The following is a 21,727-nucleotide window of genomic DNA, read 5'->3' as shown; positions in this document are numbered from 1 at the left end:
TGCCTCAGGGGGAGGTGGTGACGCCGCGGGCGATGCCCTGCGCCACGGGCGGAAGCTGCGAGGTCAGGGCATTCTGCGCCGCCTGGGCAGGGCCGGACTGCGCCGGGGTGGCCGCCGGGGACTCGGCAGCGGCCCCGGCGGGTGGGGCGGGCGGCGGCGGGACGACGACCGGCGGGGGTGGCACGGGCGGCAGGGCGGCCTCGCCGCCGGGGGCAGACGTGGCGGGTGCGGGCCGGGGCTGCGGGGTTGCGGTGGCCGCTGCCGCAGCGGCGGCGGCCGGGGTAGCGGGCGGCTCGGTGGTGTAGTCGGGGACGATGCGGGCCTGGTTGCCGGCGATGACCAGCACGCGCTGGCCGACGACCAGCGGCGTCTGGTCGCGCTGCGTCACCGAGATCAGCTCGCCCTTGCCGGTAGTGCGGACGACGTATTCGAAGGCCTTGGTGTCGCCCGCCACATGCTCGGCGGTAGTGCCGATGATGCCGCCGAGCAGCGCGCCGCCGACGCCGCCCAAGGCCGCGCCGATGCCGCCGCCCGGCGCCTGGGCGCCAAGCACGCCGCCGGCTGCGGCGCCGGTGGCGGCGCCGGTGCTGCCCTCGGCGGTGACGCTCACCTCGCGCCGGCCGACCACCATCCCCTGCTCCACCTTGTTCGCCTGCTGGACGGCGCGCGTGGCGTAGGTGTCCGGCGAGTAATCGGCACCGCAGGCGGCGAGCAGCAGGAGGAGAAAGGGCGCGAAATGTCGCAAGGGCGGACCACCGTTCCGGGTTGGAGGGATTTGCGGCGCTGCATAATGCGGATGGAGGGTGTTTGTCATCCCGTGCCGCGATGGCCTAGGCTTTCTCCCGGGGAGCAAGGCCGGCCGCACGCCACCGCTGGGGGCAAAGAGCCATGGATATCCGCCTGAACCGTCGCACCGTACTGGCCGGGGCAGCCAGCCTCGCCATGCCGCGGCTCGCCGCCGCCCAAGGGTCGCGGGTGCTGAAATTCATCCCGCAAATCGACCTGGCCTTCCTCGATCCGCACTGGACCACGGCCTATGTCACACGCGGCCATGGGCACATGGTCTTCGACACGCTCTACGGACAGGACGGCAGCTTCAAGGCCTCGCCTCAGATGGTGGAGGGGCATGTCGTCGCGGATGACGGTAGGCTCTGGACGCTGACGCTGCGGCCGGGGCTGCTCTGGCATGACGGGGAGCGGGTGCTGGCGCGGGACTGCGTCGCCAGCATCCGGCGCTGGGCGAAGCGCGATGCGCTGGGCGGGGCGCTGATGGCGGCGACCGAGGAGCTGTCGGCGCCGGATGACCGGACCATCCGCTTCCGCCTGTCGCGGCCCTTCCCGCTACTGCCGGAGGCGCTGGGCAAGGTCAGCTCTCCGATGCCGGCGATGATGCCGGAGCGGCTGGCGAATACCGACCCGTTCAGGCAGGTGACGGAGATGGTGGGCAGCGGGCCCTTCCGCTTCGTCGCCGACGAGCGGGTGGCGGGCTCGCGCAACGTCTATGCGAGGTTCGAGAAATACGTGCCGCGGGAGGGGGCGCGGTCGGATTGGAATGCCGGGCCGAAGGTGGTGCATCTCGACCGGGTGGAGTGGACCACCATCCCCGATGCGGCGACCAAGGTGGCGGCGATCCAGCGGGCCGAGCAGGACTGGTGGGAGAACCCGACGCATGACCTGATGCCGCTGCTGCGGCGGGACCGGCGAATCCGCATCGAGGTGAACAATCCGACCGGCACGGTCTGCATGATGCGGCCGAACCACCTGCAGCCGCCCTTCGACAAGCCGCAGGCGCGGCAGGCCTTGCTGCATGCCTTCGACCAGACCGCCTTCATGCAGGCAATCGTCGGCGAGGATGCGGCGATGTACCACGTGCCGCACGGCATCTTCTGCCCCGGCACGCCGATGGCGAGCGAGGCGGGGCTCGACCCGCTGCGGGGGCCGCGCGACTACGACAAGGCGCGCCGGCTGCTGGCGGAGGCGGGCTACGGCGGCGAGACGGTCGCGCTGCTGGTGGCCGCCGACTACACCCACCTCAAGGCCATCGGCGAGGTGATGGCGGATGCGATGGGCAAGATCGGCCTGAAGGTCGACTACATCGCCACCGACTGGGGCACCATGCTCCAACGCCGCAACAACCGCGGGCCGGTGGCGCAGGGCGGGTGGAGCTGCCTGAACACCAGCTGGGAGGGGGCGGACCACATGGACCCGGCGAGCCACTACGCCATCCGCGGCAACGGCGCCGAGACCGGGGCCTGGCCGGGCTGGAGCGTCAGCGAGCGGCTGGAGCAGCTGCGCGATGCCTGGTTCGCGGCGCCCGACCTCGCCGGGCAGCAGGCGGCCTGCCGGGAGATGCAGGTGCAGGCGATGCGGGACGTGCCCAGCGTGCCGCTCGGGCAGTATATCCAGCCGACGGCCTACCGGACCAACGTCACCGGCGTCGCCCGGGGCTTCCCGACCTTCTGGGGGGTGCAGAAGGGGTAAGTAAGTCCTTGCCTATGGCGGGGCGGCGTGCTTTACGCCCCGCTTCCCTGCCGCCGCGGAGGCATCGCGCGCGGCTATGCCCATTTGCGCGCCCGGCATTCCGCCTGTCGCCTCGGGCTGAGACAGCCAGAGGGGTACTCCATGCCGTTATATGAAAGCGTGTTCATCGCACGCAACGACGTCACGCAGCAGCAGGTCGAGGCGATCGCGGAGCTGGTGGCCGGCGTCGTCGCCGAGCAGGGCGGCGAGGTCAAGAAGCGCGAGTACTGGGGGCTGCGTGGCCTCGCCTACCGCATCAAGAAGAACCGCAAGGGGCACTACATGCTCCTCGGCATCGAGACCGCCCCGGCCGCCATGCAGGAGGCCGAGCGGCAGCTCGGGCTGAACGAGGACGTGCTGCGCGTCATGACGCTGCGCGTCGAGGCGATCGACGAGGCGCCCTCGGCCATCCTCTCCCGCCGCGGCGAGGAGCGCGAGCGCGACCGCGGCTTCCGCGGTCCCCGCCCGCCGGGACGCTTCACCAGCGGCCGGCGCGAGCGCGGCGACGAGCGCGAGGAATTCCGTGCCCGCCCGCGCGACGAAATGGCCGATCCCTCCATGGGCGGCGAGGAGTAAGCCATGTCCGACGAGACCCCCGCTTCCGACATGACGCCGGCGGCCCGCCGCCCGGCCGTCGGTGCCCGCCGGCCCTTCTACCGGCGCCGCAAGTCCTGCCCCTTCTCCGGCCCGAACGCGCCGAAGATCGACTACAAGGACGTGCGCCTGCTGAGCCGCTTCCTGTCCGAGCGCGGCAAGATCGTCCCCAGCCGCATCACCGCGGTTTCGGCCAAGAAGCAGCGCGAGCTGGCGAATGCCATCAAGCGCGCCCGCTTCCTGGCGCTGCTGCCCTACGTCATCAACGACTGAGGGCGGGCCCCCAAGGGCGTGACTTGGGGGGCGTGAGGCGTGGCGGCGGTGACGGCATCAGCACCACTCGGCCGGCCCCGTGAGGGCCTGATGGCGGCGGCGGCCGCGGCACTGGCCGCGACCGTCTGCGCCATGTGGGCCTTTCGCGGCCTGCCGGGCGGCACGATGCTGTTCTGGCTGACGCCGTTTCCGCTCTTCGCCGCCGGGCTGGGTTTCGGCCTCGGCAGCGTCGTGGTGGGCGCGGTGCTGGCGGCGGTGCTGGTGGCACTGGTCGGCGGGGGCGTGCCGCTGCTCGTCTTCCTGCTGCTCTTCGGCTTGCCGGTGCCGATGCTGCTGGCGGCGGCGCTGCGCAGTGGCAGGCTCGGCCTGCCGCTCGCCCTGCTCGGGTTGTGGCCGGTCTCGGTGCTGCTCGGCGCCGCGCTTTTCCTCGCCGATGATGGCGGGCTGGAGCCGGCGATGCGGCGTGCGGTGGAGATCGCCCTCGCCCGGCTCGGCCTGCCGGCGCAGGAGATGCTGGTCGCCGAGCTGGTGCGGGTGAAGGCGGCGGCGATCGGCTTCTGGGCCGACATCGCCCTGCTCGCCAATGCGGCGGGGGCGGAGCGCTTCCTTGCCCGGCGCGGGCTGCTGCCGGCGCGCACGGCGTGGAGCGCGGTGCGGCTGCCAGGCTGGTACCTGCCGCTGCCGGCCGTCGCCGCGGGCCTCTTCCTGGCGGCGCCGGAGGATGGGGACGCGGTCGCGCTCTCCGCCCTGCTGCTGCTGCTGGTACCCTTCTTCCTCCAGGGCTGCGCCGGGGTACATGCGCGGCTCAAGGGCCGCCGGGGTGCTGCCGCGATGCTGGCGGGCTTCTACCTGCTGATGCTGCTCTTCCTCAACATCATGGGCCCCGGCCTCGTCGGCCTCGGCCTTTACGACCAAATCTGGCGGCGCCAGGCGCCGCGCAACAGCTGACGAGAGAGTTTTCCTCATGATCGACATCATCCTGATGCAGCGCGTCGAGAAGCTCGGCCAGATGGGCGAGGTGGTGAAGGTGAAGCCGGGCTACGCCCGCAACTTCCTCCTCCCCCTCGGCAAGGCGATCCGCGCCAACAAGGCGAATCTCGAGAAGTTCGAGTCGCAGCGCGCGCAGCTCGAGGCGCAGAACATCAAGCGGCGCGAGGAGGCCGAGCGCGTGGCCGAGCGGATGGACGGCCTCACCGTCACCATCATCCGCCAGGCGGGCGAGAGCGGCGGCCTCTATGGCAGCGTCTCGGCGCGCGACATCGCCGATCTCTGCAAGGAAGGCGGCCTCACCGTCTCGCGCAGCCAGGTGCTGCTGGAGCAGCCGATCAAGACGCTGGGGCTCACCAAGGTGCGCGTCGAGCTGCACCCGGAGGTGCATATCCCGGTGACGGTCAACGTCGCCCGCAGCCAGGAGGAGGCCGAGCGCCAGGCCCGCGGCGAGGAGATCGTCCGCGAGGAGGAGCCGAGCCTCGAGGACGAGCTGCGCGCCGAGATCGGCGCGGCGATGGACGACCGGTAACTCCCCACGACAACGCTGCGCGTTGCCGCGGGGGCCCCGCTTTAAGGGCGCTTTGACGAGCAGCGTCTCGGCATCCCTCCGCGGCAAAGCCGCGGAAGGCGCGAACGAAGGGAGCCGTAAGGCTCCCTTTTTCGTTCATGGGCGGGGGACGTCGTAGAGGCGAGCGGGGTTGTCGACGAGGACGCGAAGGCTAGGCACGCACCCGCGCAAGGAAAAGGGCGCGGCCCCTGCGGACCGCGCCCTCCTTCATCAGCCCGAAGCTGCGGTGATCAGGCCGCCTTTGCCATGCCGCGCAGCACGTAGTGCAGGATGCCGCCGTTCTTGTAGTACTCGACCTCGTCCGCGGTATCGATGCGGCTGAGGACCTTGGTGCGGGTCTCGGTGCCGTCGGCGCGGCGGATGACAAGCTCCAGCGTCTGGCGCGGCGAGAGCTGCTCGAGGCCCAGGATGTCGATCACCTCGTCGCCATGGATGCCGAGCGACTTGCGGTCCTCGCCATTCATGAAGACCAGCGGCAGCACGCCCATGCCGACCAGGTTCGAGCGGTGGATGCGCTCGAAGCTCTCGGCGATGACGGCCTTCACGCCGAGCAGGAAGGTGCCCTTCGCCGCCCAGTCGCGCGACGAGCCGGTGCCGTACTCCTTGCCGCCGAACACCACCAGCGGCACGCCCTCGGCCTTGTACTTCATCGCCGTGTTGTAGATCGGCGCAACCTCGCCCGAGGGGTAGTGCTTGCTGACGCCGCCCTCGGTGCCGGGGACCATCTCGTTCTTGATACGGATGTTGGCGAAGGTGCCCCGCATCATGACCTCATGGTTGCCGCGGCGGGCGCCGTAGCTGTTGAAGTCGTCCTGCCGGACCTGGTGCTCCAGCAGGTACTCGCCGGCCGGGCTCGCCTTCCGGATGTTGCCGGCGGGCGAGATGTGGTCGGTGGTGATGCTGTCCGCCAGCTCGGCCAGGACGCGCGCACCGTGGACCGAGGTCACCGGCTTGATGTCGGCCGACATGCCCTCGAAATAGGGCGGGTTCTGCACGTAGGTGGAGCCGTTGTTCCAGCGGTAGGTGTCGCTGTCGGCGTCGACGCGGATGGCCTGCCACTGCTCCGGGCCCTTGAAGACGTCGCCGTAGCGGCCCTGGAACATCTCGCGCGTCACGCAGGCATGGACAGTGTCGTTCACCTCCTTCTGCGTCGGCCAGATGTCCTTGAGGTAGACCGGCTGGCCATCGCTGCCGGTGCCGATCGGCTCCTTGGTGATGTCCTTGGTGATGGTGCCGGCCAGCGCATAGGCGACGACGAGCGGCGGCGAGGCCAGGTAGTTGGCGCGCACATTGGCATGCACGCGGCCCTCGAAGTTGCGGTTGCCCGACAGCACCGACGCCGCGACCAGCTTGTTGTTCTCGACGGCGTCCACGATCGGGTCCGGCAGCGGGCCGGAGTTGCCGATGCAGGTGGTGCAGCCATAGCCGACGGTCTGGAAGCCGATGGCGTCGAGGTCAGCCTGCAGGCCGGACTTCTCGAAGTACTCGGTGACCACCTGGCTGCCGGGGGCGAGCGAGGTTTTCACCCAGGGCTTCGGCATGAGGCCCTTCTCGCGCGCCTTGCGGGCGACGAGGCCGGCGGCGACCATCACATAGGGGTTCGAGGTGTTGGTGCAGCTGGTGATCGCGGCGATCACCACGTCGCCATGGCCGAGGTCGTAATTGGCGCCCTCGACGGGGACGCGCTTGGTCGCCTCGTCACCGGGCACGCCCATGGTGCCGGCGGCGAGGTCCTTGGCGAAGCTCGTCGCGGCGTTGGACAGCGCCACGCGGTCCTGCGGCCGCTTCGGCCCGGCAAGCGAGGGCTCCACCGTGCCCATGTCGAGCTCGAGCGTGTCGGTGAAGACCGGGTCGGGCGTCGAGCTGTCGCGCCACATGCCCTGGGCGCGGCAATAGGCCTCGACCAGCTTGATGCGGTGCTCGTCGCGGCCCGAGAGGCGCAGGTAGCCGATGGTCGTCGCATCGACCGGGAAGAAGCCGCAGGTCGCGCCGTATTCGGGGGCCATGTTGCCGATGGTGGCGCGGTCGGCGAGCGGAAGGTCGTCGAGGCCGGGGCCGAAGAACTCGACGAACTTGCCGACAACGCCCTTCTTGCGGAGCATCTGCGTGACCGTCAGCACGAGGTCGGTCGCGGTGACGCCCTCGCGCAGCCTGCCGGTCAGCTTGAAGCCGATGACGTCCGGGATGAGCATGGCGATGGGCTGGCCGAGCATCGCGGCCTCCGCCTCGATGCCGCCGACGCCCCAGCCGAGCACGCCGAGGCCGTTGACCATCGTGGTGTGGCTGTCGGTGCCGTAGCAGCTGTCGGGGTAGACATAGGTGTCGCCGATGTCCTGCGCGGTCCAGGCGACCTGGGCGAGGTATTCGAGGTTCACCTGGTGGCAGATGCCGGTGCCGGGCGGGACGACGCGGAAATTGTCGAAGGCGGCCTGGCCCCAGCGGAGGAACTCGTAGCGCTCGCCGTTGCGCTGGAACTCGATGTCGACGTTGCGCTGCAGGGCCTGCGGCGTGCCGGAGACATCGACCATGACCGAGTGGTCGATGACGAGGTCGACGGGGACGAGCGGGTTCACCTTCCGCGGGTCGCCGCCGAGGGCGATGATGCCGTCGCGCATGGCGGCGAGATCGACCACCGCCGGGACGCCCGTGAAGTCCTGCATCAGGATGCGGGAGGGGCGGAACGGCACCTCCTTGTCGGAGTGGCCGGCGGGGAGCCAGCCGGCGATCGACTTGGCGTCATCCACCGTGTAGCTGCGGCCATCCTCGTAGCGGAGGACGTTCTCGAGCAGCACCTTCAGGCTGTAGGGCAGGCGCGCGATGTCGCCGATCGTGCGGGCCGCCTCGGGCAGGCTGAAATAGTTGTAGGTCTTGCCGTCCACCTCAAGGGTGCGGCGGGTCTTCAGGCTGTCCTGCCCGATCATGCGCATGGTGCGGGGGCCCCTTTCTTGAACCGCATCGGCTATGCTGCGATGCGGGGCTGGCGGGTTTTAACCACGCTGCCGCGGGCTGGTCCATGGCCCGTGCAGTTGTCAAGGCCAGATGAGAGGGATTCGCAACTGGCCATGCTGCAAGCGGAAAACCTGGCCTGCCGGCGTGGTGAGAGAGTCGTCTTCGCCGGGCTTTCCTTCAAGGTGGAGCCGGGCGAGGCGGTGCTGCTGACGGGGGCGAACGGCGCCGGGAAATCGACCCTGCTGCGGCTGCTGGCCGGGCTGCTGGCGCCGGCCGAGGGGCGGCTGCTGTGGCAGGGGGCGGATGCCTTCGCCGACCGTGCGGCGCATGCGGGGCGGCTGCGCTATCTCAGCCACGCGGATGCGCTGAAGCCGGGGCTGACGGCGCGGGAGAATCTCGGCTTCTTCGCGCGGCTCTGGGGCGGGGATGCGGGGGCGGCGCTCGACCAGCTTGGGCTGGCGGCGCTCGCCGGGCTGCCGGCGCGGGTGCTGTCCTCGGGGCAGAAGCGGCGGGTGGCCCTGGCGCGGCTGGCCCTCGCGCCTGCGGCGCTCTGGCTGCTGGACGAGCCGACGGTGGGGCTTGATGCGGCTTCGGTCGAACGACTCGGCGGGTTGCTGGCACGGCATCGGGCCGCGGGCGGGATGGTACTGGCGGCGACGCATCTGCCGCTGCCGCTGCCGGACGCGCGGGAGTTGCGGCTGTGAGGGGGTTCGGGGCGCTGCTCGGGCGGGAGATGCGGCTGGCCATCCGGCATCCGGCGGATTCGCTGGCGGCGGTGCTGTTCTTCGTGCTCGTCGCGGCGCTGTTTCCCTTCGGCATCGGGCCGGCGCCGGAGGCGCTGGCGCGGCTGGCGCCGGGGGCCTTGCTGGCTGCTGGCCTGCTCGCGGCGCTGCTGCCGCTCGACCGGCTGTTCGGGGCGGATGCGGAGGACGGGACGCTCGACCAGCTCTTGCTGTCGGGGATGGGGGCGGCGGTCGTCGCCCTGGCCAAGGCGCTGGCGCATTGGCTGGTGACGGGGCTGCCGCTGCTGGTGGCGACGCCCATCGCCGGGGCGATGCTCAACCTGGCGACGGAGGCCTGGCCGGCGGCGATGGCGGCGCTCGGGCTGGCGACGGCCTTTCTCTCGCTGCTGGGGACAGCGGGAGCGGCGCTGACGCTCGGCGCGCGGCGGGGCGGCGTGCTGCTGCCGCTGCTGGTGCTGCCGCTGGCCATCCCCGCCGTCATCTTCGGCGCGGCGGGGATCGAGGCGGCGGCGGCGGGGTTGGAGGCGCGGCCCTATCTGCTGCTGCTGGGCGCGCTGGTGGCGGCGGCGCTGCCGCTGGCGCCGTTGGCGGCGGGGGCGGCGCTCCGGGTGGAGTAGCAGCGGCGGCAGGGCTGCCTATGTCATCGGGGCGATGAAAAGGGTGTTCCCATGCTCGGCCGACTGCTTTCCGCCGCCTCGGGGCTCCTGCTCGGGGCCTATTCGGTCGTCGGCGTGAGGTCGGGGACGGAGGAGCCGCGCTTCACCGTGGTGGAGCGGGTGGGCGAGGTGGAGATCCGCGATTATGCGCCGCGGGTCGCGGCCGAGACGCTGGTCGAGGCCGACAGCGAGGAGGCGGCGCGGCGGGAGGGGTTCCGACGGCTGGCCGGCTACATCTTCGGCGGCAACCGGGGGCGGACGCGGATCGAGATGACGGCACCCGTCGCCCAGGGCTCGGCGCGAATCGCCATGACGGCCCCGGTCGGACAAGCGGCGGCGCCGGGGGGATGGGCGATCCGGTTCTTCCTGCCGGCGGAGATCGCCAGCGCCGAAGCGGCGCCGGTGCCGGAGGATGGGCGGGTCGCTATCCTCACCATCCCCGGCGAGCGGGTCGCCGTGCTGGGCTATGCGGGGGTGCCAAGTGCGGAGGCGGCCGCCGCGGCGCGGGCGCGGCTGCTGGCGGCGCTCGGTGCGGGGCCGTGGCGGACGGAGGGGGAGATCTTCGACTGGTTCTACGATCCGCCCTGGACGCTGCCGCCGCTGCGGCGGAACGAGGCGGTGGTGCGGGTCAGCCGCCGGACGGGGGGGTAGCGAGGCCGATTGCCACCCGCTCCAGCACGGCGAGGCAGGCGGCGAGGTCATCCTCCGGGATGCCGGTGAGGATCTCGGCACGGACCACCGTTGCCGCGGCCTCGATGCGCTGGATCAACGGCACGGCGCGCTCGGTCAGGTGCAGGGTCTTGGCGCGGCGGTCCTGGGCGGAGCTGCGGCGCTCCACCAGCCCTTCCCCTTCCAGCCAGTCGAGGGTGCGGACGAGGGTCGGGCCCTCGATCAGCAGGCGGTTCGCCAATTCCTTCTGGGTGATGCCGTCGCCGCTGCGGGAGAGGGTGAGGAGGGCGAGCCAGCGCGCCTCGGTCAGGCCGAAATCGGCGATGCGTGCGTCCAGCCGCCCGCGCCATCGCCGCGCGATCTGCGCGATGCTCATGCCGAGGCGCCACTGGGTATGGGCAAGCGTCGAGCCGTCCCGCATCGGCGCAGGCTAGACCGGAGCGGGATAGTTAGGAAGCTAGATGTTTGACCCGCCTGGGCGCCGGCAGGCGCGGCCGGGCCTGCATCAGCGGTGCCTCCACCGCGACATGCAGCAGCCAGGCGACGGGGATGGCGACGGCGAGCGAGAGCAGGGCGAAGGCCAGCACCTGCCCGGCCGGGCCGAGCGCGCCGGCCTGCGTCGCCCAGGGTGCGGCCAGGGCCAGGCCGAGGCTGTGCGAGAGGTAGAAGGGGTAGCTGATCCGGCCGAGGAAAAGCGGCACCGGATGCAGCAGCCAGGCCGGCTGGCGATGTGCCACGGTACCCACCACCAGCACGGCGCCGAGCGACTCGGCGGCGCGGCCAAGGCCGCCACGGCCGAGGAGGAGGCTGCCAAGCAGCAGGGCGGCGAGGCCGAACCAGGGGATGACGCCCCGCCAGAGCCAGCGGGGCAGGTCCGCGATCAGCGCACCGCCCAGGAAGACGGGGAAATAGACCGCCATCGGCAGCACCCCGCGCAGCAGGGGCAGCAGCAGCACCGAGAGGGCGAAGGCGATGGCGAGCCCCCTGCCCTGCCCGCCCGCCAGCCGGTGGACGAGGAAGAGGCCGAGGCTCGCCACCATCTCCACCTGGAGCGACCAGGCGGGGCCGTTCAGGTCGTAGCGGAGCAGCAGCATGTTGCCGATGAGCCGTTCGGCCCCGGCATCGGCGAGGAAGCCGAGCGGCAGGGCACTGGCCATGGCGACCGGCAGCAGGCGGTAAAGGCGCGCGATGGTCCAATCCGGCAGGCCGGTCAGCAGGCCGCCCGGATGACGGGCGCAGGCGGCCCAGAGCACATGGCCGCTGAGGGCGAAGAAGAGCAGCACCGCCGCATCGGCCGGGAAGAGGACATGGGCGAGCCGGGCGAGGATGGCGGCGGCGTCGAGCCCCGGGAAGTCGGCAAGGCGCAGCGCCCAGGCACCCTGGCCGGTGACGGCGAGGACGCAATGGCCGAGGGCAACGGCCAGCGCCGCCAGCCCGCGCAGGCTGTCGAGGGCGTGGTTCCGGCTCATCCGGCCGCTATTGCAGGTAGCGGCTGCGGAGATGCGCCATGAAGTCGGCCGGGTCGAGCGGCTTGCCGGTCGCCGTGCGCAGCAGGTCCTGGAAGCCGAGGCGGGAGCCCTGGCCGTGGACATGGATGCGCAGCCAGCCGAGCAACGGGGCCATGTCGCCCTCGGCGAGCGAGGCGTCGAGGTCCGGCAAGGCGTGGCGGGCGGCGCCCATCAGCTGGGCGGCGGCCATGGCGCCGAGGGTGTAGCTCGGGAAGTAGCCGAAGGCGCCGTCGTGCCAGTGGATGTCCTGCAGGCAACCCTGCGCGTCGTCGGGCGGGGCGATGCCGAGCAGGCGGGTGAAGCCCTCGGCCCAGGCGCCGGGCAGATCGGCGACGGAAAGTTCGCCCCCGATCAGCGCGCGCTCCAGGCGGAAGCGGAGGATGACATGGGCGGGGTAGGTCAGCTCGTCCGCATCGACGCGGATGAAGCCGCGCGAGACGCGGCGCCAGAGGCGGGCGAGGTTGGCGGTGGCATAGGGGGCCGGGTCGCCGCCGAAGGCCGCGTGCAGCTCGCCGCCGAGGAAGGCGAGGAAGGCATCGGACCGGCAGGCCTGCATCTCCATCAGCAGGCTTTGCGACTCGTGGGCGGCCATGCCGGCGGCCTCGCCGACCGGCTGGCGGGCCCAGGCGTCGGGGAGGCCGGCCTCGTAGAGGGCGTGGCCGGTCTCATGGATGACGCCCATCAACGCCTTCCCGACCTCTGCCTCGCTGTAGAAGGTGGTGATGCGGATGTCGGTCGGCGTGCCGCCGCAGAAGGGGTGGAGGCTCTCGTCCAGCCGCGCATGGTCGTAGTCGAGGCCGAGGCGGGTGGAGATCGACCCGCAGAGGCGGCGCTGGGTCTCGACCGGGAATGGGCCGGGCACCGACTGCGGGGTGCCGCGGGCGGCCTGCAGGGCCTCGGCGCGCGGCAGGGCCTCGGCGAGGAAGGCCTCGTAGGCGGCGAAGACGGGCTCGACATCGGCGGCGGCGATGCCGGGCTGGAAGCCGTCCATCAGCGCGTCATAGGGGGAGAGGCCAAGCGCGGCGGAGAGGGCGCCGGCGGTCTCGCGCTGGAGGCGGACAATCTCCGCCAGATGCGGTTGGACCATGGCGAAGTCGGAGCGCGCCTTGGCGATGCGCCAGACCTTCTCGCAGGCGGCGTTGGCGCGCTCGGCGGCCTCGACGAGGTCGGTCGGCAGGGCCGTCGCACGGCGATGGGCGCGGCGCATGAGGGCGAGGTTGGCCTCCGCCCACTCGCCCTCGGCGGTGGCGGCAGCGAGGTCGTCGGCGACTTCGGGGGCGGTCAGCAACTCGTGGCGGAGGCCGGCCAACGTCGCCAGCTGCTCGCCGCGCGCCGCGCCGCCGCCTGGAGGCATCATCGCACTGGCATCCCAGTGCAGCACGGCGCTGGCCTCGCCGAGCGTTGCGATGCGGGCGAAGCGGGTGGCGAGGCGGCCATAGGCGGCGTGGCTCATGCGGCGTGCTCCCTGCGGCTGCGGAGGAGGAAGGAGGCCAGCACCCCGGCCAGGGCGGCGGCGAGACCATACCAGGTGATGGCATAGCCGAGATGGGGGTTGTCCGGCCGCGGCAGGCTGCGGGCGGCGGCGGGGAGCGTCGCCGGGCCGGCGCCCGGCGCGGCGAGCGCCACCAGGCCGAAGGGCGCCGGCGGCGGCAGGCCGAGCGAGGCGCCGATCACGTCTGGGTCGAACACGTAGAAGCGCCGTGCCGCCGGGTCGTCGCGCGGCGAGTTCCAGTCGCGGATATCGGCCCCGCGGACATAGCCGGTGACGGCGGCCTCGCCTTCCGGTCGGTCGATGGCCTGACTGCGCTCCAGCGGCACCCAGCCGCGATCGACCAGCAGCGGCGGCGCATCGGCGCGGAGCAGCGGCGTGACGAGGTGGGCACCGAGGGTGGTACCGCGCAGCTCGATGCCGAGCATCACCTCCCGCCCATGGTCGAAGCGGCCGGTGACGACGACCTTGCTGTAGGGCGGCGGGCTGCCCGCAAGCGGCACCGGGGGGCCGGACTCGGCAGCCGCGATGCGGCCGAGGATGTCGAGCTTCCAGTGCAGGCGCTGGACCTGCCAGGTGCCAAGGGCGATCAGCGCAGCCAGGACCGGCAGGCTGGCGAGGATGGGGAGGAGGAAGCGGCGCATCGTTCATCGATATGGGGCGGAAGGCGGCCCGCCAAAGAGAAGGGCCGCCACCGCGTCTGCGATGGCGGCCCTTGGCTGGAGAAGCCGGAGGCTCAGTGCTCGGCGATCTCGCCGGCGCCGAGGAAGTAGATGCAGACGAAGAGGAAGAGCCAGACCACGTCCACGAAGTGCCAGTACCAGGCCGCCGCCTCGAAGCCGAAATGGCGCTGGGCACTGAAGTGGCCCTTGATGGCACGGACCAGGCAGACCGCCAGGAAGATGGTGCCGACCATCACATGGAAGCCGTGGAAGCCGGTCGCCAGGAAGAAGGTCGAGGGATAGACGCCGCCGGTGAACTTGAAGGGCGCCTCGGCATACTCGACCACCTGGAAGGCGGTGAAGGAAAGGCCGAGTGCGACGGTCAGGGCGAGGCCGGCGATCAGCGACTTCCGGTCGTTGTGCAGCAGCGCGTGATGGGCCCAGGTCACCGTGCAGCCGGAGAGCAGCAGGATCATCGTGTTGAGGAAGGGCAGGCCGAAGGGGTCGAAGGTGAGGATGCCCTTGGGCGGCCAGATTGCCTCCACCGCGCCGGAGACGTGCTGCGGGTAGAGGGCATAGTGGAAATAGGCCCAGAAGAAGGCGACGAAGAACATCACCTCCGAGGCGATGAAGAGCATCATCCCGTAGCGCAGGCCGATGCGCACGACGGGCGTGTGCATGCCCGGCGTCCGGGACTCGCGGATGACGTCGCGCCACCAGAAGAACATGGTCGCCAGCACGCTGGCGACGCCGAGATAGAGCATCCAGTGGATGCCGTAATGCGCCAGCAGCACGATGCCGAGCACCAGGGCCCCACCGGCGAAGGCACCGGCCAGCGGCCAGGGCGAAGGATCGACCAGATGGTAGGGGTGCTTGTGGAGCGGCGCGGGTTCCGCGGTCGCCGTCATGTCGGTGGAACTGGCCATTGCGCGTCCTGATCTCTGCGGGAGGAGGCCCGCCGGTCGGGGCGCATCAATCCCCAAAAACCGGCCGTTATCAAGCCCTGAGGCGGCTACTCGGTGGTCGTGCGGGCCGGGCCGACGTGCTGGCCGGCATTGGCCAACGCGCCGGAGCGGGCGGCGTCGTCCAGACTGCGGAAGAAGGTGTAGCTGATGGTGATGGTGCGGATGCCGCGCGTGTTCGGGTCATCGGCGATGGCCGGATCGATCCAGAAGGTGAGCGGCATATCGACCCGCTGGCCCGGCTCCAGCGTCTGCTCGTTGAAGCAGAAGCAGGCGGTCTTGTGAAAATACTTGCCCACTACCTCGGGCGTCACGTTGTAGGTGGCGACGCCGGTGACGGGGCGATCGGAGAGGTTCTCGGCACGGTAGAAGCCCAATCCTTCCTCGCCGACGCGGAGCGAGACATTCGCCGCCTCCGGGACAAAGCGCCACGGCAGGCCGGGATGGGTATTGGCGTTGAAGCGGACGGTCATCGACCCGGCATTGGCTGCGGCGCCTGGCGCGGCGGGGCCGCCGGTCTGCACGGTGCCGTTATAGCCGGTGGCCCGGCAGAACATGTCGTAGAGCGGCACCGAGGCGAAGGCGAGGCCGACCATGCAGGCGACGCCGCCGCCGACGACGAGGCCGAGGCGGCGGTTGCGGCGGCGGAGAGTCTCGGCAGGCGTCATAGGATCAACCCCTCAAGACGCGGGCGGTGCTGATGGCGAAGAACAGCACCACGAGCGCAACAAGCACGCCGAGCACCGCCCAGTTCTTCTGGCGACGCCGGCGCTCGAAATCGATGCGCTGCTCGGGCGTCATCAGCCGAGCAGGGCCTTGTCGGCGGCAAGCGCCACGAAGAGCAGCGCGAGGTAGAGCAGGGAGTAGCGGAAGGCCTTCTTGGCCGGCTTGTCGCCGGTGAGGCTGCGGCCACCCTCATCCTGCTCGTCGCGCCAGACGGCGACGGCGTGGCGCAGGAACTCCGCCCCGAGCAGGACGGCGGCGGCGGCATAGAGCCAGCCGGCGAAGCCGAGCAGCGTCGGCAGCAGCGTCAGCGGCAGCAGCACCAGGGTGTAGACCAGCACCTGCTTCCGCGTCTCCCGCGCGCCGTGGGTGACGGGGAGCATGGGCACGCCGACCTTCTCGTAATCGGCATGGGCGAAAAGGCTGAGCGCCCAGAAATGCGGCGGCGTCCAGAAGAAGATGATGGCGAAGAGGATCATCGGCGCCAGCGTCACGTCGCCGGTGACGGCGGCCCAGCCGATGACCGGCGGGAAGGCGCCGGCGGCGCCGCCGATGACGATGTTCTGCGAGGTCCGCCGCTTCAGCCAGGCGGTATAGACGAAGACGTAGAAGGCGATGGAGAGCGCCAGCACGCCGGCCGCGACCCAGTTGGTGGCGAGGCCCATGATGAGAACGGAGGCGACGGCAAGTCCGACGCCATAGGTGAGCGCAGCCCCCGGCTCGATCCGCCCGGCAGGGATGGGCCGGTTCTGGGTGCGGCGCATGACCGCATCGATGTCGCGGTCGTACCACATGTTGATGGCGCCCGAGGCACCGGCGCCGAGCGCGATGCAGAGCACGGCGGCGATGGCGAGCGTCGGGTGCAGGTGGCCCGGGGCGACGAGCAGGCCGCAGATGCCGGTGAGGACCACCAGCGAGATGACGCGCGGCTTGAGGAGGGTGACCCAGTCCTTGACCTCGGACAGATCCTGCGGCGGTGCGGCTGCGGTGACGTCGCTCATGGGGGGCGATGTAGGCCCTCCCCATGAAAAACGCCACACCCCGGGCCGCGGGATGTGGCGCTTTCTCTGTGATCTGACGCGGGCTTAACGAACCTGCGGCAGCTCCTCGAAGGTGTGGAAGGGCGGCGGGCTGCTCACTTGCCACTCGAGGGTGGTCGCCCCCTCGCCCCAGTAGTTGTCGGCCAGATGCTCCTTCGAGGTGAGGGTCTTCCAGCAGACATAGAAGAAGACGAACATCGAGGCGGTGGAGATGTAGGCCCCGGCCGAGGAGACCAGGTTCCAACCCCAGAAAGCGTCAGGATAGTCCGGGTAGCGGCGCGGCATGCCCTGGGCTCCCAGGAAGTGCTGCGGGAAGAATACCAGGTTGGCGCCGATGAAGAGCGTCCAGAAATGCACCTTGCCCCAGAACTCGGGGTAAGGCTTTCCGCTCATCTTGCCGATCCAGTAGTAGAAGCCGGCGAAGATCGAGAAGACGGCGCCGAGCGACAGCACGTAATGGAAGTGCGCCACGACGTAGTAGGTGTTGTGCAGGATCACCGTGACGCTGGCATTGGCCAGCTTGACGCCCGTCACGCCGCCGACCGTGAAGAGGAAGATGAAGCCGATGGCGAAGAGCATCGGCGTCCTCAGGTCGAGGGAGCCGCCCCACATGGTGGCGATCCAGGAGAAGATCTTGATGCCCGTCGGCACGGCGATGACCATGGTCGCGGCCATGAAGTAGGCCCGCGTGTCCACGTCGATCCCACTGGTGAACATGTGGTGGGCCCAGACCACGAAGCCGACCACGCCGATCGCCGTCATCGCATAGGCCATCCCGAGATAGCCGAAGACGGGCTTGCGGCTGAAGGTCGAGATGACGTGGCTGACGATGCCGAAGCCCGGCAGGATCATGATGTAGACTTCGGGGTGGCCGAAGAACCAGAACAAGTGCTGGAACAGCACCGGGTCACCGCCGCCCTCGGGCTTGAAGAAGGCCGTGCCGAAGTTGCGGTCGGTGATCAGCATGGTGATGGCGCCTGCCAGCACCGGCACCGCCAGCAGCAGCAGGAAGGCGGTGATCAGCATCGACCAGACGAACAGCGGCATCTTGTGCAGGGTCATGCCCGGCGCGCGCATGTTGAAGATGGTCGTGATGAAGTTGGCCGCGCCCATGATGGAGCTGGCGCCCGCAAGATGGAGGGCGAAGAGGGCGAGGTCCATCGCCGGGCCCGGGTGGTAGGCGCTGTCGGAAAGCGGGGTGTAGATCGTCCAGCCCGCGCCGGCGCCCTCGCCGATGAACAGGCTGGCGCCGAGCAGCAGGAAGGCCGGGACCAACAGCCAGAAGCTGATGTTGTTCATCCGCGGGAAGGCCATGTCCGGCGCGCCGATCATCAGCGGGACGAACCAGTTGCCGAATCCGCCGATCAGCGCCGGCATGACCACGAAGAACACCATGATGAGGCCATGGGCGCTCACCACCGTGTTCCAGGACTGGCCGCTGCCGAAGAACTGCAGGCCGGGCTGCTGCAGCTCCATCCGCATCAGCATCGACAGGGCGACGCCGATCACCGAGGCGAAGATCGAGAAGATGAGGTAGAGGGTGCCGATATCTTTGTGGTTGGTGCTGAACAGCCAGCGCGCGACGAAGCCGGGGGCGTGGTCGTGGTGGCCGTCGTGATGTGCGTCTGTGGCGTGCGCCATGGGTCCGCCTCTGGATGAAAGGGTCAGCCGGTTACCGGCTCAGCTCGGCAATGCGGGTGCTGGCCTCGGCCGGCATGCCATCATTCGCCGCGTATTTCTTCTTGGCCTCCTCGACCCAGGCCTGGAACTCGGCCTGCGGCACGGCGCGGACCATGATCGGCATGAACCAGTGGTTCGTCCCACAGATCTGGTTGCATTGGCCATAATAGACACCCGGCTGATCAGCGCGGAACCAGGTCTCCAGCGTCCGCCCCGGGATCGTATACTTCTGCACGCCGAGCGAGGGGACGAAGAAGCTGTGGATCACGTCCTGGCCCGTCGTCAGCACGCGGATATTGGCGCCGACCGGGATGACCAGCGGCTCGTCCACCGCGAGGTTGCGGAGCTGGTCCGGCTTCAGGTCCTCGTCCGGGATCGGGCGGCTGTCGAAGGCGAAGTCGCCGTTATCCGGGTAGGCGTAGTGCCAGTACCACTGCCGGCCCTGGACGTTGATCGTCAGGTCCGCGTCGCGCGCCCGGTCCTCGTAATAGATCAGCCGGAAGGAAGGGATGGCGATGACCAGCAGGATCAGCACCGGCACCACCGTCCAGGCGATCTCGAGGACGGTGTTGTGGCTGGTGCGGGACGGATTCGAGTTCACCGAGGCGCGGAAGCGCCAGATGCAGTAGGCCAGCAGCGCCATGACGAAGAGGGTGATGGCGACGATGATCCACAGCACCAGGGTGTTGAAGTCGTGGATGGCCTCCTTCACCGGGCCGCCGGCCGGCTGCAGGCCGAGGCCCCAGGGGATGGGGGCACCGAGGGACGAATGCGTCTCGCCCACCGTGCCGCCGGAGCTGCGATTATCCTGCGCCAGGGCCGTCCCCATAACGCCACCCAGGGCGAGCAGGCCGGCCAGCGCCAGCCTCGATGCCCACCCGAACCCCTGACCAATCACCCGCTGCATTCCGTGTCCCGCCCGCCGCGCGCGGTGCGCGCACCGCCTGAGAAAGGTCCTGTCGTCCGGGCTTGCCGGCCGACGCGCCGCCGCGCCCTGGGGGCGCTGAGGCGACGCGGCCGGACCATAGTCGCCCAGCACCGCACCGCACAAGTGAGGGCCGACGCGCGAAGCGCAAGTCCGGCCGGGGGAGAGGGCAATTCAGGGGGCGGCTTCGGCCTCGGCGTCGACCTCGGCGACATGGTCCACCATGTCGGACAGCATGGAGCGGATATGCTCGTCCATCACCGCGTAGAAGACCTGGCGGCCGCGGCGGTCGGCCTGGAGCAGCCGGGCGGCGCGCAGCAGGCGCAGGTGGTGCGAGACGAGCGAGGCGGAGATGCCCAGGCGCTCCGCCATCTCGCCCACCGCCGCCGGGGCGTCGAGGCAGGCGAGGATGATCTTCAGCCGCGTCGGGTCGCTCATCAGGCGGAACATTTCCGCCAATTCCACAACCTGGTCGTCACCGATCCGGATTCGTGCGCGCATCTGCCCCTACCCCTGCCCCATGCCTTGACAGGAAAGCATCGCGAGCGCAACTGGACCATAACGAATAAGCCACTGAAAAACAAGGAACCTTTCAACAGTTGAAGACCTGTTCAGCCATCTGCGCGAGAATGGCCGCATGCTGAGGCCGCCGCCCTCCGACCTCAGCCTAGCCGAGATGCATGCCAGCGTCCGCATCCCCCATGCCGCGGGCTGGCTGCGCCGGCTCGGCGCCTTCGTCGGCCCCGGCTATCTTATCGCCGTCGGCTACATGGACCCGGGCAACTGGGCGACCGCCCTCGCCGGCGGCTCGGCCTTCGGCTACACGCTGCTCTCGGTGGCGCTGGCCTCCTCGCTGATGGCGATGCTGCTGCAGGCGCTCTGCGCCCGGGTCGGCATCGCCACCGGGCGCGACCTGGCGCAGCTCTGCCGCGACCGCTTCCCCCGGCCGGTGAACCTGGTGCTCTGGGCGCTGGCGGAGGTGGCGATCTGCGCCACCGACCTCGCCGAACTGATCGGCACGGCGATCGCTCTCAACCTGCTCTTCGGCATCCCGCTGCTGGTCGGCGTGGTGCTGACGGCGCTCGATGCGTTGCTGATCCTCTGGCTCCAGCACCGCGGCGTGCGCTGGCTGGAGGCGTTGGTGGCGGGGCTGATGGTGCTGGTCTTCGGCTGCTTCGCGGCGCAGATGGTGCTCGCCCAGCCGGACTGGGCAGCGGTGCTTGGCGGCTACGTGCCGAGCGGCTCGATCCTGACGAATGAGAACCAGCTCTACATCGCCATCGGCATCCTCGGCGCGACGGTGATGCCGCACAACCTCTACCTCCACACGGCGGTGGTGCAGTCCCGCGCCTATGGCGAGGGGGTGGAGGACCGGCGCGAGGCGATCCGCTTCGCTACTATCGACAGCTCCATCGCGCTGACCCTGGCGCTGTTCGTCAACTCGGCGATCCTGATCACCGCGGCGGCGGTCTTCCATGCCGGCGGGCGGACGGAGGTCGCCGAAATCCAGGAAGCCTACGAGCTGCTGGCGCCGATGGTCGGCACGGCGGCGGCGGCGACGCTCTTCGCCGTGGCGCTGCTGGCCTGCGGGCTGAACGCCACCGTCACCGCGACGCTGGCCGGGCAGGTGGTGATGGAGGGGTTCCTGGGCCTTCGCCTGTCGCCGGTGATACGGCGGCTGGTGACGCGGCTGATCGCCATCGTCCCGGCGATCATCGTCACCTGGCTTTATGGCGAGAGCGGAACGGCGGAGCTGCTGGTGCTGTCGCAGGTGGTGCTCTGCCTGCAGCTACCCTTTGCCGTGATCCCGCTGATGATGTTCGCCGGGGACAAGGTGCGGCTCGGGGCGCAGGCGGCGCCGCGCTGGCAGGTGGTGCTGGGCTGGGCCTGCACGGTGGTGATCGTGGCGATGAACCTGAAGCTGCTTTGGGGATTTTTCATGGGCTAGAGCAAACTCCGATCAGGTGGAATCACCTGATCGGAGTGATTTGCCCGCTGAAACAACACGCTAGAGAGCGGGGGTCCGGGAGCCAGTGCGAACGGAAACCGCTCTAGCCGCGCCGGGCCCATGCCGGGCTGACGGCACCGGGCGGTAGTCGCTACGCTGCCGCCCATGCGCTGGCTCGTCCTCTGCCTCCTCCTGCTCGCCGCCGGCCCCGCCCGGGCACAGGAGGATCCGTGGACGGCCTGCCGCCGCGCCATCGCGGTGGCCGAACGTGGCTCCGGGCTGCCGCCCGGCCTGTTGCTGGCGATCGCGCTGGTCGAGACCGGGCGCGGCGATGCACGCAGCGGCCGTTTCGAGCCCTGGCCCTGGAGCTGGAACGCCGGGGGCGAGGGCCATGCCGAGGCGACGCGGGAGGCAGCCGTGGCCGCGGTCTCCGGCCAGCTGGCGCGCGGCCAGCGCTCTGTCGATATCGGCTGCATGCAGGTCAACCTGCTGTACCACCCGGAGGCCTTTCCCGGCGTGGCTGAGGGCTTCGACCCGGCCACCAACATCCGCTACGCGGTGCGCTTCCTGTTGGAGTTGCGGAGGCGGACGGGGAATTGGGCGGATGCCATCGCGCAATACCATTCCGGCGATCCGGAGCGCGGGGCGGGGTATCAGCGGCGGGTGATGCTGGCGCGGCTCGGGGCGGCCTGGGCCAGGGGCGGCAGCGTCCCCCTTCCCACCCGGAGCCTGGCCGGGCTTTGCGCGCCCGGGCGGCAACCGGCGCTCGTCATCCGGCGGGGCGGCGGCGGGGTGAGGCCGAGGGTCGCCTGCGGACGGGGCTGACCG

Annotated in this window: 23 protein-coding genes; 10 read left to right on the top strand and 13 right to left on the bottom strand. The window is 70.4% G+C overall.

The features are described 5' to 3' along the window. Positions 1-4: 4 nt before the first annotated feature. Complete coding sequence (locus JMJ56_RS00360; protein ID WP_202829635.1) at positions 5-745, bottom strand: hypothetical protein; 741 nt, start codon at positions 743-745, stop codon at positions 5-7. A gap of 155 nt (positions 746-900) precedes the next feature. On the opposite strand from JMJ56_RS00360, the gene JMJ56_RS00355 reads away from it, so the two are divergent. From JMJ56_RS00355 to rplI, 5 genes are all read left to right on the top strand, one after another. Then, a complete protein-coding gene (locus tag JMJ56_RS00355) occupies positions 901-2,481 on the top strand; it encodes an ABC transporter substrate-binding protein (protein WP_407927887.1) in 1,581 nt (526 codons plus the stop codon). Between the two features lie 141 nt (positions 2,482-2,622). Next, positions 2,623-3,096, top strand: coding sequence for a 30S ribosomal protein S6 (gene rpsF / locus JMJ56_RS00350; RefSeq protein WP_202829633.1), 474 nt, complete (start codon positions 2,623-2,625; stop codon positions 3,094-3,096). A gap of 3 nt (positions 3,097-3,099) precedes the next feature. Continuing rightward, positions 3,100-3,387: a 30S ribosomal protein S18 gene (rpsR, locus tag JMJ56_RS00345; RefSeq protein WP_202829632.1), complete on the top strand. Its 288-nt coding sequence runs from the start codon at positions 3,100-3,102 to the stop codon at positions 3,385-3,387. A 90-nt stretch (positions 3,388-3,477) separates the two neighbouring features. Then, positions 3,478-4,335, top strand: a complete 858-nt coding sequence (locus JMJ56_RS00340) for a DUF2232 domain-containing protein (RefSeq protein ID WP_202829631.1) — start codon at positions 3,478-3,480, stop codon at positions 4,333-4,335. Between the two features lie 16 nt (positions 4,336-4,351). Further along, positions 4,352-4,906 carry a 50S ribosomal protein L9 gene (gene rplI / locus JMJ56_RS00335; RefSeq protein ID WP_202829630.1) on the top strand — a complete coding sequence of 185 codons (555 nt, stop codon included), beginning with the start codon at positions 4,352-4,354 and terminating at the stop codon, positions 4,904-4,906. A gap of 269 nt (positions 4,907-5,175) precedes the next feature. Here rplI and acnA read toward each other — a convergent pair whose 3' ends face one another. Further along, positions 5,176-7,872 carry an aconitate hydratase AcnA gene (gene acnA / locus JMJ56_RS00330; protein ID WP_202829629.1) on the bottom strand — a complete coding sequence of 899 codons (2,697 nt, stop codon included), beginning with the start codon at positions 7,870-7,872 and terminating at the stop codon, positions 5,176-5,178. A 135-nt stretch (positions 7,873-8,007) separates the two neighbouring features. Between acnA and ccmA the strand changes: the two genes are divergently transcribed. Genes ccmA through JMJ56_RS00315 form a run of 3 tightly spaced genes read left to right on the top strand, consistent with a single transcriptional unit; the run spans position 8,008 to position 9,944 of the window. Beyond that, complete coding sequence (gene ccmA / locus JMJ56_RS00325; protein WP_202829628.1) at positions 8,008-8,598, top strand: heme ABC exporter ATP-binding protein CcmA; 591 nt, start codon at positions 8,008-8,010, stop codon at positions 8,596-8,598. Next, positions 8,595-9,254 (top strand): heme exporter protein CcmB, encoded by a 660-nt coding sequence (gene ccmB, locus JMJ56_RS00320; protein WP_202829627.1) that lies wholly within the window; start codon positions 8,595-8,597, stop codon positions 9,252-9,254. Before ccmA ends, ccmB begins: the two co-directional genes overlap by 4 nt. A gap of 51 nt (positions 9,255-9,305) precedes the next feature. Then, the gene (locus JMJ56_RS00315) at positions 9,306-9,944 is read left to right on the top strand and encodes an SOUL family heme-binding protein (RefSeq protein ID WP_202829626.1); all 639 of its coding nucleotides are present in this window, start codon (positions 9,306-9,308) and stop codon (positions 9,942-9,944) included. Here JMJ56_RS00315 and JMJ56_RS00310 read toward each other — a convergent pair. The 11 genes from JMJ56_RS00310 to JMJ56_RS00265 all read right to left on the bottom strand — a co-directional run bounded on the left by JMJ56_RS00310 (position 9,922) and on the right by JMJ56_RS00265 (position 19,452). After that, a complete protein-coding gene (locus tag JMJ56_RS00310; protein WP_202829625.1) occupies positions 9,922-10,383 on the bottom strand; it encodes a MarR family transcriptional regulator in 462 nt (153 codons plus the stop codon). The two genes, JMJ56_RS00315 and JMJ56_RS00310, sit on opposite strands and share 23 nt — an antisense overlap. 28 nt (positions 10,384-10,411) lie before the next feature. Continuing rightward, entirely contained in the window at positions 10,412-11,431 is a 1,020-nt protein-coding gene (locus tag JMJ56_RS00305) for an acyltransferase family protein (RefSeq protein WP_202829624.1), read from the bottom strand. A gap of 7 nt (positions 11,432-11,438) precedes the next feature. After that, positions 11,439-12,923, bottom strand: coding sequence for a carboxypeptidase M32 (locus JMJ56_RS00300; protein ID WP_202829623.1), 1,485 nt, complete (start codon positions 12,921-12,923; stop codon positions 11,439-11,441). Continuing rightward, the gene (locus JMJ56_RS00295) at positions 12,920-13,603 is read right to left on the bottom strand and encodes an SURF1 family protein (protein ID WP_202829622.1); all 684 of its coding nucleotides are present in this window, start codon (positions 13,601-13,603) and stop codon (positions 12,920-12,922) included. The genes JMJ56_RS00300 and JMJ56_RS00295 overlap by 4 nt, the downstream gene beginning before the upstream one ends. 92 nt (positions 13,604-13,695) lie before the next feature. After that, positions 13,696-14,547: a cytochrome c oxidase subunit 3 gene (locus JMJ56_RS00290; RefSeq protein WP_202829621.1), complete on the bottom strand. Its 852-nt coding sequence runs from the start codon at positions 14,545-14,547 to the stop codon at positions 13,696-13,698. A gap of 86 nt (positions 14,548-14,633) precedes the next feature. Further along, on the bottom strand, positions 14,634-15,251 hold the full coding sequence (locus JMJ56_RS00285; protein WP_202829620.1) for a cytochrome c oxidase assembly protein: 618 nt from the start codon (positions 15,249-15,251) through the stop codon (positions 14,634-14,636). 4 nt (positions 15,252-15,255) lie between these two features. Continuing rightward, positions 15,256-15,384 carry a hypothetical protein gene (locus tag JMJ56_RS34700; protein WP_268884915.1) on the bottom strand — a complete coding sequence of 43 codons (129 nt, stop codon included), beginning with the start codon at positions 15,382-15,384 and terminating at the stop codon, positions 15,256-15,258. Then, positions 15,384-16,307: a heme o synthase gene (locus tag JMJ56_RS00280; protein ID WP_202829619.1), complete on the bottom strand. Its 924-nt coding sequence runs from the start codon at positions 16,305-16,307 to the stop codon at positions 15,384-15,386. Before JMJ56_RS00280 ends, JMJ56_RS34700 begins: the two co-directional genes overlap by 1 nt. Positions 16,308-16,391: 84 nt before the next feature. Next, positions 16,392-17,987, bottom strand: coding sequence for a cytochrome c oxidase subunit I (ctaD, locus tag JMJ56_RS00275; protein ID WP_202829618.1), 1,596 nt, complete (start codon positions 17,985-17,987; stop codon positions 16,392-16,394). A gap of 31 nt (positions 17,988-18,018) precedes the next feature. After that, a complete protein-coding gene (coxB, locus tag JMJ56_RS00270; protein WP_202829617.1) occupies positions 18,019-18,933 on the bottom strand; it encodes a cytochrome c oxidase subunit II in 915 nt (304 codons plus the stop codon). Positions 18,934-19,125: 192 nt separating this feature from the next. After that, positions 19,126-19,452, bottom strand: a complete 327-nt coding sequence (locus JMJ56_RS00265) for an ArsR/SmtB family transcription factor (protein WP_202829616.1) — start codon at positions 19,450-19,452, stop codon at positions 19,126-19,128. Positions 19,453-19,588: 136 nt separating this feature from the next. Here JMJ56_RS00265 and JMJ56_RS00260 point away from each other — a divergent pair, with 136 nt between their 5' ends. Further along, positions 19,589-20,899 carry an Nramp family divalent metal transporter gene (locus tag JMJ56_RS00260; protein ID WP_202829615.1) on the top strand — a complete coding sequence of 437 codons (1,311 nt, stop codon included), beginning with the start codon at positions 19,589-19,591 and terminating at the stop codon, positions 20,897-20,899. 165 nt (positions 20,900-21,064) lie between these two features. Then, on the top strand, positions 21,065-21,724 hold the full coding sequence (locus JMJ56_RS00255) for a lytic transglycosylase domain-containing protein (protein WP_202829614.1): 660 nt from the start codon (positions 21,065-21,067) through the stop codon (positions 21,722-21,724). Positions 21,725-21,727: the final 3 nt, after the last annotated feature.

The sequence above is a fragment of the Belnapia arida genome (assembly GCF_016773205.1).
Taxonomy (GTDB): domain Bacteria; phylum Pseudomonadota; class Alphaproteobacteria; order Acetobacterales; family Acetobacteraceae; genus Belnapia; species Belnapia arida.
This window is presented reverse-complemented; position numbering and strand designations above follow the sequence as displayed.